Raw genomic sequence first — 12,770 nt, forward strand, 5'->3', positions numbered from 1 at the left:
CATACCTTTCTATCTCACAGCTTCAATATATGTTACTTTTTCTATTCCTGGTAGCATTTCTAATTCTTTTAATTTTTCCTTAGATGCTGTCTGATCCAATTCCAAAACCATAACAGACTGTCCACCTCGTTTATTACGGAACAATTGCATAGTAGCAATATTTACACCTTGTTCTGCAAGCATTGTAGTAACTTGAGACACATGTCCTACTTGATCCATATTATGTACAACAAGAGTATGATTTTCACCAGTAAAATTAACTTCTATACCATCAATTTTATTTACTACAATCCTTCCACCTCCAACAGAAGATGCTTGTACCTTTATTTTACTTCCATTTATACCTTCCACTTCTATAAGTGCAGTATTCGAATGAGCATTTCTAAGGTTAACTTGTTCAAATCTAAACGAAAGATTTTCTTCTTCAGCATATTGAAAACTTTGAGGAATACGAACATCATCTGGTTTCATTTCCAAAAGTCCAGCAATAATTGCTTGATGTGTTCCATGCCCTACACCAGTTGCTTTAAATGATCCATGCAATGAAATGATAGCTCTTATAGGCTTCTCTCCTAATAATTTTCTTGTAACAAGTCCTATACGCACTGCACCTGCTGTATGTGAACTAGACGGTCCTACCATAACAGGGCCAATAATATCAAATAAATCCGCCATAAATATCCCTCTTTTCATTTATCTTAATGTATTTTTTTATAATTTAAATTGCTTATCTTCCTCTCGTCGTCCCTTCAGTCCTTGACAAGCAAAGCTACTTGCCTCAGCAGTTCGCTGTCTCCAATCATACCTCACCTTCGGTTCGTATTCTTGGACAGCTATTGCATGGTCAGTACTAGCTCTACTTCTCTCCGCCTTCAACACTCCTTGACAAGCAAAGCTACTTGCCTCAGCAGTTCGCTGTCTCCAATCATACCTCACCTTCGGTTCGTATTCTTGGACAGCTATTGCATGGTCAGTACTAGTTGCTTCTCTTCGTCGTTAACACTCCTTGACAAGCAAAGCTACTTGCCTCAGCAGTTTGCTGTCTCCAATCATACCTCACCTTCGGTTCGTATTCTTGGACAGCTATTGCATGGTCAGTACTAGTTGCTTCTCTACGTCGTTAACACTCCTTGACAAGCAAAGCTACTTGCCTCAGCAGTTTGCTGTCTCCAATCATACCTCACCTTCGGTTCGTATTCTTGGACAGCTATTGCATGGTCAGTACTAGTTGCTTCTCTACGTCGTTAACACTCCTTGACAAGCAAAGCTACTGACTCAATATGAAAGCTTCCGCCAAACATATCTACAGGTTGTACCATCTTAACTTTGTAGCCATTCTCACTTAAAATCTTTAAATCTCTACCTAAAGTGCTAGGATCACAAGACACATACACTATTTTAGGTATATTACAATCTATAATAGACTGTAATAAACTTATATCACAACCTTTTCTAGGTGGATCTAACATTATAACATCTGGATTAATTCCTTGGTTCAATAACTGTGGTATTACCTCTTCTGATTTACCCACAAAAAATTCACAATTATCTATATCATTTATTCTTGCATTCTCTCTTGCATTAACTATAGCTGCATCTATTATCTCTACTCCATATACCTTTTTAGCCTTTTGAGACAAGAATAAAGTTATTGTTCCTGTTCCACAATAAGCATCAAAAACCACTTCATTTCCTGTTAATCCTGCATATTCTAGAGCTTTATTATATAACACCTCTGTCTGTTTAGGATTAACTTGAAAGAACGATAATGGCGATATATTAAACTTAAACTTATCTATATAATCTTGTATCGTATCTGAACCATATATTGTTATACACTTAGTTCCTAATATTACATTAGTGTTTTTATTGTTTATATTTAAAACTACACTCTTAAGGCCATGAATATTACTTTTAAGTCTATCTATATATTCATCTATATGTGGTACATTATCTGTTGTAGCAACTAATACTACCATTATCTCATTTGTAGTAAAGCCTTTTCTTATAACTATATGCCTTACTAATCCATTAGCATTATACTTCCCATCAACTGTTGCTGGTTCAATATCATTATCTATTATCCATTCTTTTGTTATCTTTCTTATTAAATCAGCTTCTTCAAATTGTATTAAACATTCATCTATATCTATTATGTCATGACTTCTTTCAGCAAAGAAACCTATAACTATCTCTCCATTTACTTTTCCTATTGGTAATTGTACTTTATTTCTATATCTATATGCATTACTATCCATCCCTAAAGGATATTTAACTAATTCTTCATCTAAACCTGCTATTCTTCCTATACAATCTTTAACTCTATTCCACTTAAACTCTAATTGCTTCTTATAATTCATATGTTGAAGAGAACACCCACCACATCTCTTATAATAACTACAAGTAGGTTTAACTCTATCTTCACTAGTTTCTATTATCTCTTGAAGCCTTCCATAAGCATAGTTTTTATTAACTTTTATGATTTTTATCTTTGCTTTTTCACCTTTTATTGCACCTTTTATAAATATAGGATAACCTTCAATTTTCGCTATACCTTCTCCTTGATATCCTTCTGCAACTATATCTAAAATGTATTCTTTGTTCTTTTCAACCAAATATATCACCCTTTAAATAGATTAAATTTATTATTTTCCTTCTGAACAATTATACTATACTTTTTCATATAAAGGCAGATTATTTTATCTTACATCAAAAGATATATTATCTTCTAATAAAGGTATTGCATTCTGTACCCAATTGTCCTTGTGATTCTCCATATATATTCACATCTCTAGCCATACATACTCCATCTAAATTATAGTGACATGTATGTACATTACATTGTATATATGGGCTCATAATATTACCCTCAAATGCAGATGATGAAAATCCTTGAACCATTCCCATCATATAATTGCTATACTCATTCCTTAATCCAATCACTCCATCTGTATCTATATATGTACTACAATAAGTGTCGGACTTATTATTAGCTTCCATTCCTTCTATTGTTATATTAGCAGTTGTACAAAATCCATTATCGTTATAATCACAATTCATAGCACTGCAATTTAACCTAGGCATCAGCATATCATCCTCTCTAATAGACTAATAATTATATATTGAAACTTCTTCTATTATTCACTAAAGTTCTTCTACATTAATATTGTTATCTATTATTGATAATTTTATGCAAAAAAAAATCTCAAGATGAATCTTCATCTTGAGACTTTCTATTATAAGTTGTTATTAATTATTCAACAACGCTTACTTTCATTAAGTTAGTAGCACCTATCTTATCTACTGGTACTCCTGCAGCGATAACAACTGTATCACCCTTCTTAACAAATCCGTTAGCTTCAGCTATTTCAACTGATTTTTCCATCATTTCATCTGTTGATTCCATCTTATCAGCTAAGATTGGGAATACACCCCATGAGAATACTAATTGTTTAGCAACTTTGTCACATGGTGTAACAGCAACGATTGGACATTCTGGTCTACATTGAGATATTCTCTTAGCTGTAGCACCACTTTGAGTTGAAGTTAATATTGCTGCTGCTTCTAATTCAGCTGCTGCATTACAAGTAGCTCTTGAAATAACTCCTGCTATAGCTGGAATGTGATGTTTAGCATTTGAAACTGCAACTTTGTATTGTAATTGAGCTTCTGTAGTTTCTGCTATTCTAGCCATTGTTTGAACAGCTTCTACTGGATAAGTACCGTTAGCACTTTCTCCTGATAACATGATAGCATCTGTTCCATCATAGATAGCATTAGCTACGTCTGATACTTCTGCTCTTGTTGGTCTTGGATTTCTCATCATAGAATCTAACATTTGAGTAGCAGTTACAACTGGCTTACCTGCAGCGTTACATTTTTGGATGATCATCTTTTGAACTCCTGGTACGTTTTCTATTGGGATTTCAACACCAAGGTCTCCTCTAGCTACCATGATTCCATCAGAAGCTTCTAATATAGCATCTATATTATCAACACCTTCTTGATTTTCTATCTTAGATATGATTAAAATGTTTTCTCCACCATTTTCATTTAATAACTTTCTTATTGCTAATACGTCATCAGCTTTTCTTATGAATGAAGCAGCTACTGCTGAAACACCCATTTCACAACCGAACTTTAAGTCAGCTTCGTCTTTAGCAGTTAAAGCTGGTAATTTTATTGATACTCCAGGAACATTAACTCCTTTATGAGTTCCAACTAATCCAGTGTTGTTAACAACACACTTAATTGCATTTCCTTCGATTTCTTTTACAGTTAATCCTACTAAACCGTCATCTATTAAGATAGTGTTTCCTGGTTTAACATCTTTAGCTAATCCTTCATAAGTAACAGAACATTTAGTAGTATCTCCTACAACATCTCCACCTGCATATATAGTGAATTCAGTTCCCATTTGTAATTCTACTTTGTTTGGTTCGAATTTACCAGTTCTTATTTCAGGTCCCTTAGTGTCAAGAACGATAGCTATTTGTTTGTTTAACTTCTTAGCAATTGCTCTTACCTTTTCAATTCTTCCACGATGTTCTTCATGGTCACCATGTGAAAAGTTATGTCTAGAAGCATTCATACCTGCTTTTATAATTTGCTCTAATATTTCTTCACTTTCACTAGCTGGTCCAACTGTACAAATCATCTTAGTTTTTCTCATTAAAATAACACTCCTCTTGATTTAAATATTTTTATCTCAAATATATCTATAATAAATAAAAATTTATTAATCGTTAATTATTTTGATAATACTTGTGCAACTTCATATAATTCTTCGTCAAATTTTCTCTCCATTGCTAAAGCTTCATCTATATCATCATCTATTATCTTGTTGTCTCTTATTCCTATTACTCTTGATGTCTTTCCTTCTAATAATACATCTACAGCCCTCGCTCCCATTCTAGAAGCTAATATTCTATCAAATGCACTTGGACTTCCACCTCTTTGAATATGGCCTAATACTGTAGCTCTAGTTTCTATTCCTGTAACTTCCTGTACTTCTTTTGCTAATTCAAAAGCGCCTCCAATGCCTTCTGCTAATAATATTAAATTATGAGTTTTACCATTTCTCTTACCTTCCATAATTGTTCTACACAATTCATCCTTATCGAATCCCTTTTCTGGTACTAATATAGCTTCTGCACCACCTGCAAGTCCTGAATATAGTGCTATATCTCCACAATGTCTTCCCATAACTTCTATTATAGAAACTCTTTCATGAGAGTTAGATGTATCTCTTATCTTGTTTACAGCATCTAATACTGTATTTAGTGTAGTATCAAATCCTATTGTATAGTCTGTATAAGCTAAATCATTATCTATTGTACCTGGTAATCCTACAGTTTTAACTCCAAGCTTAGATAGAAGTTTTGCGCCTGTAAATGAACCATCGCCACCTATAACTACTAACGCGTCAATTCCATAAGCCTTAAGAATCTTCACAGCTCTTTTTCTAACTTCTTCTTGTTTAAATTCTAAACATCTTGCAGTTCTTAGAATAGTTCCACCTCTTTGAATTATATCTGAAACGGAAGTTCTATTCATAGGGACAAACTCCCCACCTAATAATCCTGCATATCCTCTTTCGATTCCTACAACTTCTAATCCTTTGTCTAAGGCTGCTCTTGTAACCGCTCTGATCGCTGCATTCATTCCTGGAGCATCGCCACCGCTTGTTAAAATAGCAATTTTCTTCATTAAAACTCCTCCTTACACACCGTTGGGGCTTAATAAGTCCCACTAATACCAAAATCGTCCACTTATACAATAACCAAAATAATTGTACAAAAAAATCGATAATTTTTCAATGGAAATAGCTTATTTATTTTATTTTTTTATCATACCCTATGATATATTATATCCTAAATCAACAAACTTAACTAGAGTTTTTTATTGAATTAACTAGTGATTCTTAAATAATCAATAATATCCAATTACTAACTTCAATAATTATCTATTTACCACCTTAACATTGTCTACACCATACCTATCTCTTAATCTTTCCAAAACTATATTGTCATCTAATTCAACCCACTTATCATGAGATAATCTATAGGATTTCTTATTTTCTGAAGCTACACATACATATACTGGTGTGTCTCCTGTGCAATCACCTATATATTTAACTATTTCTCTGTTTAATATATTAAGTTCTTCTCTATCTTTAACTAGTATATATAGTTTATCATCATTTATCTTCTCTAGCCCATCTATACTCTCACAAATTAGTTTTGGTGGTTCATCTTCTTTTATACTTACTCTACCTTTAATTCTAACTAACGAATCTTCAGAAATGAGATCTCTAACCTTATCTAAGGTCTTAGGAAATACTATTACTTCTATAGTCCCAGTAAGGTCTTCTAATTGTAAAAAGGCCATTAATTGATTATTCCTAGTTACTTTTTGATTCATAGATGTTATTATCCCACCTATTATAACAGTGTCGTTATCATTGACGTAGTTATCTGCAATTATAGATGCAGATAATTCATCTGCTACACTATCTTCTATCATCTCATATGACTTGTTAATAGTTTCAATTTCTATGGATGTTTGATATTTCAAGCTCTGTCTATATTCATCTAAAGGATGTCCCGATATATATAACCCAGTCATTTCTTTCTCCATAGATAATATAGTTTTTTTATTAAATTCTTTTATCCTTGGATAAACAATCTTAGGTATCTCTGTACTTATATCTTCAGTTAAATCAAATAAGTTCAGCTGTCCATCTATATTCCTCTTCTTCTGATTAACTGCTCCTTCTACTACCTTCTCATATACTGCTAACATTTGAGATCTGTATACATTGAAACAATCTAATGCTCCAGCCTTAATAAGACTCTCTATAGCTCTCTTATTAACAGATGATAAATCTATCTTATCTATAAATTCGTCTAATGATCCAAATGTTCCCTTTAAATCTCTCGAATGAACTATGCTCTCTACAACGTTATAACCTACATTCTTGATAGCAGCCAATCCAAATCTAATTGTATTGCCACTAACTGTGAACTTAGAATAACTATGATTAATATCTGGTGGTAACACTTGTATGCCTTGAGTTTCTGCAAATTTAATGTAATAAGCTACCTTATCACTAGAGCCCATAACTGAGTTAAGCATAGCTGCTATCATCTCAACAGGATAATATCGCATAAGAAATGCTGTCTGATATCCAACTACTGCATAAGCTGCTGCATGACTCTTATTGAATGCATACGATGCAAAATCCATCATAATATCAAATATCTTGTTAGCATCTTCTTCTTTAATTCCATTCCTAATACAACCAGGTACTTCTACGTTACCATCCTTATCTACTATACCATTAATGAAATTCTCTCGTTCTTGTTCCATAACCTTATGCTTTTTCTTGGACATAGCTCTTCTAACCATATCACTTCTACCCATAGAATAACCAGCAAGCTTCCTTACTATCTCCATAACTTGTTCCTGATATACAATAACACCATAGGTTACATCTAATATACTCTCCAATTCTGGAACAATATATTCAACATCTTTTGGATTATTTTTTCCCTTTATATATCTAGGTATTTCTGCCATTGGTCCTGGTCTATATAATGCTATTCCCGCTATGATATCTTCTAATCTATCTGGCTTTAATTCCTTCATAAATGCAGTCATACGAGGTGACTCTAATTGAAAGACTCCTGAAGTATGTCCGTCACCTATCATTTTATAGACATTTTCATCGTCCATATCTATTTTATCTAAATCTATATCTATACCTCTGTTTGCCTTCACCATCTTTACAGCATCACTCATTACTGTAAGAGTTCTTAATCCAAGGAAATCCATCTTTAGCAGTCCTAGTTCTTCTAGAGTTGTCATTCCAAATTGTGTTACTATCATTTCTTCATTCTTCTGAAGTGGTACATATTCAACTAGTGCCTTAGATGCAATTACCACTCCAGCTGCATGGGTTGAAGAATGTCTAGGTATACCTTCTAGACTTCTACTTATATCTATAAGAGTCTTTATCCTCTGATCAGATTCATATATCTGATGCAATTCAGGATTCTTTTCTATAGCTTTATCTATAGTTATTCCAAGTTCATTAGGTATCATCTTAGCTATCTTATCTACTTCAGCATATGAATAATTCATAGCTCTTCCTACATCTCTTATACATATCCTTGGTGCCATTGTACCAAATGTTATTATTTGTGATACATTGTTTTCTCCATATTTTTCAACAACATAATCTATTACTTCTTGTCTTCTTTCATAACAGAAGTCAGAATCTATATCTGGCATACTTACTCTCTCAGGATTTAAGAAACGTTCAAAAATAAGCGTATATTTAATTGGATCTATCTTGGTTATACCAAGAGTATATGCAACTATAGAACCTGCTGCACTACCTCTTCCTGGTCCTGTAGGTATCTTTTTCTCATTAGAAAATCTTATAAAATCCCATACAATAAGGAAATAATCAACATATCCCATTTGTTTAATTACGCCTAATTCATACTCTAATCTATCTATATATTCTTTTGCTTCCTCTGATTCATTTTTTATTTTGTCTATTTCATCATAATTTAATTCTTTATTACGAATATTAGTAAACACACTATATCGGTCTATCAATCCTTTATAGCAAAGATTTCTAAGGTAACTATAAGGTTCTTCTCCTTCAGGTAAAGGGAACTTAGGTAGCTTTGATTCATGAAATTTATAATCATAGTTACATTCTTCAGCAATCTTTAATGTATTCTCTAAAGCTTCTGGAATATATGAAAACATATCCCACATTTCTTCTGCTGATTTTAAATAGAATTGATCTGATGGATATCTTCTTCTATTCTCATCTTCTATTGTTTTACCTGTTTGAATACACATTAATATATCATGTGCTTTACTATCTTCTTGCTTTATATAATGTACATCATTTGTTGCAACTAATGGTATGTCTAATTCTCTTGATAATTTTATGTTCCATTCATTTACTTTTCTCTGCTCTGGTATGCCATGATTTTGTATTTCTAAATAGAAACCATCTTTGAATATCTTTTTATATAATAGAGCTATTTCTTTAGCTTTATCATAATCATCATTAACTATATTTCTCTGTACTTCACCAGCTAAACATGCGCTAAGTGCAATTAATCCTTCACTATGCTTTTGTAAAAAATCATGATCTACTCTAGGTTTATAATAAAATCCATCTATTGATGCTGCTGATACAATTTTCATCAAGTTATTATAACCTATTTCATTTTTAACTAGTAATACTAAATGATAAGTAGAATTACCATATTCAAAGTTCTTTTCATGCATATTTCTTCCTGCAACATATACTTCACATCCTAATATAGGTTTTATTCCATTTGCAATAGCTTGCTTATAAAATTCAACACAACCATACATTACACCATGATCTGTTATTGCTATGCTATCCATTCCTAACTCTTTGGCTCTCTTTATAAGTTTATCAACTTTTCCAGAACCATCTAACAGACTATACTCTGTATGAAGATGTAAGTGACAGAACTTCTTGTCAGACATACTCCTTTCCTCCTTTATTCTTCATTTTTCAATTCAGATGCTATCTTCTCTATCTTCCTTAACCTATGATTAACACCAGATTTTCCAACTGGAGGATCTAACATCTCCCCTAGTTCCTTTAGGGATTCATCAGGATAATTAAGCCTAAGCTCTGCTATCTCTCTTAAGTTCTGAGGTAATCTCTGAAGTCCAATTTGAGATTGTATTAGCTTAATACTTTCCACCTGTCTTACTGCAGCATTTACAGTTTTGGATAAATTGGCAGTTTCACAATTAACCAATCTATTTACATTATTACGCATTTCCTTCATTATTCTAATATTTTCTAATTCAAGTAAAGAAGAATGAGCTCCAATTATATTTAACACATCTACTATCTGCTCGCCTTCTTTTATATATACTATAAATGCATTTTTTCTTTGTATAACCTTTGATTTTAATCCAAATTCATTTATTAACTTGCTTAAACTAATAGCATATTCTTCACTATGTGTAACAAATTCTAAATGGTAAGTTTTCTCTGGATTACTTACACTTCCACCACCTAAAAAAGCTCCTCTTATATAAGCTTTTTTCTCAGCTTCTCCCTTTACCATTTCTCTATCTATCCCATAATCTAGATTCATTGCTCCATCTATTTCTTTTAATATGCCAGTTTTTCTTAATAATTCTCTTACTCCCATTTCTTCTGTTATAACTACCATATATATATTATTTTTTTTAAGAGAAGTGCTTTTTTTAACCATAAGCTTTGAGTGTATATCAAAATATTCTTTTAAAATTGTAAATATAACCCTAGCACTTGCAGGATTTTCAGTGGTTATCTTAAAAGATAATCCTTTTCCACTAAAGCCTAAAGTTCCACCAACTTTCATAATAGCTGATATTTCAGCAAGTGCTTCAGTCTTTGTTAAATCTGTGTATCTACCAATTTCTCCTTTTACTTTTGATGAAAATGACATGCAACTACTACTCCTTTATCTTTTTCTCTTCTTTCTCTCTTTGTTTTATTTTTTGAGATAAATACATATACTCTATTATTTTCTTTTTATCATAAAATAATCTATTTTCCATTATTGTATCTATAAGTACTTCTGCTAACTTATCTGTATTATGCTTAACATAACCATCTTCTATCTTAACTAAATCAGCTTCTATCTCTTTTACTCCTAATTTTTTAACTTCTTCTTTATCATTTTGAACTACTACAGAACCTTCAGCATTATATTTTTGTTGTAATTCTTGTGGTACATTTCCATTATTAGCTATAACATAATCTATAATTTCTTTTCCACCGTACTTTCTCATTGCTTTTATATGATCTGACACTTTAAAGTCATCTGTTTCGCCAGGTTGAGTCATAATATTAGATACATATAACTTTATTGCATTACTCTTTCCTACTGCTGAACTAATCTGGTCTACTAATAAATTAGATATAACACTTGTGTATAAACTACCAGGTCCTAATATTATTGCATCAGCTTCCTTTATGGCATCTAATGCTTCTTGTAATGGTTTGGCACCTTCAGGTTCTATCATTAATTTGGCTATTTTTGTTTTTTGTTTTATTGCTTCTTCTGGAATTTCTGATTCTCCATATACTCTATTTCCATTTTCCAATTCTGCAACTAATTGCATATCATCAAGAGTTACCGGAAGAACCTTTCCTGTAACTGCTAGAACTGAGCTCATCTTCTGGACAGCTTCTTCAAAGTTTTCTGATATTCCATCCATAGCTGCTAAAAACAAATTACCAAAACTTTGGTTCTTTAAAATTCCATCTTTAAATCTATATTGTAGCAATTCTTCCATTATAGGCTCAGTATCCGCTAATGCTAATATACAGTTACGTATATCTCCAGGTGGTAACATTCCAAGATCTTCTCGAAGCACACCTGATCCTCCTCCATTATCGCCTACTGTAACTACAGCAGTTATGTTAGAAGTATAATACTTAAGTCCTCTTAACATTGTAGATAGTCCTGTTCCTCCACCTATTACTACAATCTTAGCTCCTTTTACTAACAATCTTTTTTCATATATTAGACTTTCTATATTTTTATTATCTAAAGTCACCTTTACATATCCGGAATTCGCCAATACAATAAATGACTTTATAACTTCTGTTACCGCAATATATATTATGAATAGTCCAATTATATTTATAAGTATATAGAATGCCTTATAATATATGTCATATACTCTTTTGTTAACCAATTCAGTACTACCAAATACTATAAGTAGTACTCCTAGCAAACCAAATGATAACCATCTCTTTACTTTTATTCCTGGCTTAAGCCAGTCAGTTATTCTCATAGTTTTTTTGCTCCTTTATTAACATCTTCTAATATATCTCTATGTTCTGCCTTAGAAATATAATAAGCTTCTGATAATCTTCTATTAACTTCATTAGTAATAGCCACAGATCTATGTCTACCACCAGTACAACCTATCGCAATTATTAATTGTCGTTTTCCCTCTTTTTGATAATTTGGTATTAAGAATTGTAACATATCCATTAATTTGTTTATAAAGGTTTCAGTTTCACTTTGTTCTAGCACAAATTTTTTTACAGGTTCATCCTCTCCAGAATATGCCTTTAACTCTGGAATGTAGAAAGGATTAGGAATAAATCTAACATCAAATACTAAATCTGAATCAACAGGTATTCCATATTTAAATCCAAAACTCAATACTGTTATTGTAAGTTGTCTCTCAGGTCTTGTTGCATCTCCAAAATATTCATTTAATTTTTCTCTTAAATCTCTTATTTTATATTTTGAAGTATCTATAATTAAATCAGCTTTATCTTTTATTTTGCTAAGTCTGTTTCTTTCTTCATTAATACCTGTTATAACTCTTCCAGTAGGTGCTAACGGATGACTTCTTCTAGATTCTTTAAATCTCTTAACTAACACTTCATCACTACATTCAAGGAATATTATTTCATGTTTATATTCATTTTTATCCAAATATGTCAACGATTCAAATAAATCATCAAAGAATATTCCACCTCTTATATCTATAACCAAAGCCACCTTTTCTATATTTCCTGTACTACATGCTTCTGCAAATTTAGGTATTAACTTAGGTGGTAGATTATCTACACAAAAATACCCCATATCTTCTAATGTTCTTGTAGCTTCCGTCTTTCCTGCTCCTGACAAACCTGTTACAATAATAAATCTCATAGCAATCGCCTCCAAAATGTTACTTCCTCT

9 protein-coding genes are annotated in these 12,770 nt (G+C 32.1%); all 9 read right to left on the reverse strand.

The annotated features are described in order from the left end of the window. Nucleotides 1–9: 9 nt before the first annotated feature. The 9 genes from sdaAB to rapZ all read right to left on the reverse strand — a co-directional run bounded on the left by sdaAB (nucleotide 10) and on the right by rapZ (nucleotide 12,740). Nucleotides 10–675 (reverse strand): L-serine ammonia-lyase, iron-sulfur-dependent subunit beta, encoded by a 666-nt coding sequence (sdaAB, locus tag KQI77_RS09185; RefSeq protein WP_216390127.1) that lies wholly within the window; start codon nucleotides 673–675, stop codon nucleotides 10–12. 569 nt (nucleotides 676–1,244) lie between these two features. Then, on the reverse strand, nucleotides 1,245–2,615 hold the full coding sequence (rlmD, locus tag KQI77_RS09190) for a 23S rRNA (uracil(1939)-C(5))-methyltransferase RlmD (protein ID WP_216390128.1): 1,371 nt from the start codon (nucleotides 2,613–2,615) through the stop codon (nucleotides 1,245–1,247). A gap of 106 nt (nucleotides 2,616–2,721) precedes the next feature. After that, complete coding sequence (locus tag KQI77_RS09195; RefSeq protein ID WP_216390129.1) at nucleotides 2,722–3,084, reverse strand: DUF1540 domain-containing protein; 363 nt, start codon at nucleotides 3,082–3,084, stop codon at nucleotides 2,722–2,724. A gap of 169 nt (nucleotides 3,085–3,253) precedes the next feature. After that, nucleotides 3,254–4,672, reverse strand: a complete 1,419-nt coding sequence (pyk, locus tag KQI77_RS09200) for a pyruvate kinase (protein WP_216390130.1) — start codon at nucleotides 4,670–4,672, stop codon at nucleotides 3,254–3,256. A 77-nt stretch (nucleotides 4,673–4,749) separates the two neighbouring features. Next, the gene (pfkA, locus tag KQI77_RS09205) at nucleotides 4,750–5,709 is read right to left on the reverse strand and encodes a 6-phosphofructokinase (protein WP_216390131.1); all 960 of its coding nucleotides are present in this window, start codon (nucleotides 5,707–5,709) and stop codon (nucleotides 4,750–4,752) included. A gap of 252 nt (nucleotides 5,710–5,961) precedes the next feature. Continuing rightward, nucleotides 5,962–9,546 carry a DNA polymerase III subunit alpha gene (locus tag KQI77_RS09210; RefSeq protein WP_216390132.1) on the reverse strand — a complete coding sequence of 1,195 codons (3,585 nt, stop codon included), beginning with the start codon at nucleotides 9,544–9,546 and terminating at the stop codon, nucleotides 5,962–5,964. Between the two features lie 14 nt (nucleotides 9,547–9,560). Continuing rightward, complete coding sequence (whiA, locus tag KQI77_RS09215; RefSeq protein WP_216390133.1) at nucleotides 9,561–10,508, reverse strand: DNA-binding protein WhiA; 948 nt, start codon at nucleotides 10,506–10,508, stop codon at nucleotides 9,561–9,563. Between the two features lie 7 nt (nucleotides 10,509–10,515). Continuing rightward, on the reverse strand, nucleotides 10,516–11,865 hold the full coding sequence (yvcK, locus tag KQI77_RS09220; RefSeq protein ID WP_216390134.1) for a gluconeogenesis factor YvcK family protein: 1,350 nt from the start codon (nucleotides 11,863–11,865) through the stop codon (nucleotides 10,516–10,518). Then, the gene (rapZ, locus tag KQI77_RS09225; protein ID WP_216390135.1) at nucleotides 11,862–12,740 is read right to left on the reverse strand and encodes an RNase adapter RapZ; all 879 of its coding nucleotides are present in this window, start codon (nucleotides 12,738–12,740) and stop codon (nucleotides 11,862–11,864) included. The genes yvcK and rapZ overlap by 4 nt, the downstream gene beginning before the upstream one ends. Nucleotides 12,741–12,770 lie beyond the last annotated feature (30 nt).

The organism is Clostridium sp. MSJ-8 (assembly GCF_018918325.1).
In the GTDB taxonomy this organism is placed as follows: domain Bacteria; phylum Bacillota; class Clostridia; order Clostridiales; family Clostridiaceae; genus Clostridium.

Excerpts from the sequence above, each read along its gene's own strand:
- KQI77_RS09210 (WP_216390132.1), bottom strand. The coding sequence starts at position 9,546 with ATGTCTGACAAGAAGTTCTGTCACTTACATCTTCATACAGAGTATAGT.
- rapZ (WP_216390135.1), bottom strand. The coding sequence starts at position 12,740 with ATGAGATTTATTATTGTAACAGGTTTGTCAGGAGCAGGAAAGACGGAA.
- yvcK (WP_216390134.1), bottom strand. The coding sequence starts at position 11,865 with ATGAGAATAACTGACTGGCTTAAGCCAGGAATAAAAGTAAAGAGATGG.
- pfkA (WP_216390131.1), bottom strand. The coding sequence starts at position 5,709 with ATGAAGAAAATTGCTATTTTAACAAGCGGTGGCGATGCTCCAGGAATG.
- pyk (WP_216390130.1), bottom strand. The coding sequence starts at position 4,672 with ATGAGAAAAACTAAGATGATTTGTACAGTTGGACCAGCTAGTGAAAGT.
- whiA (WP_216390133.1), bottom strand. The coding sequence starts at position 10,508 with ATGTCATTTTCATCAAAAGTAAAAGGAGAAATTGGTAGATACACAGAT.
- sdaAB (WP_216390127.1), bottom strand. The coding sequence starts at position 675 with ATGGCGGATTTATTTGATATTATTGGCCCTGTTATGGTAGGACCGTCT.
- KQI77_RS09195 (WP_216390129.1), bottom strand. The coding sequence starts at position 3,084 with ATGCCTAGGTTAAATTGCAGTGCTATGAATTGTGATTATAACGATAAT.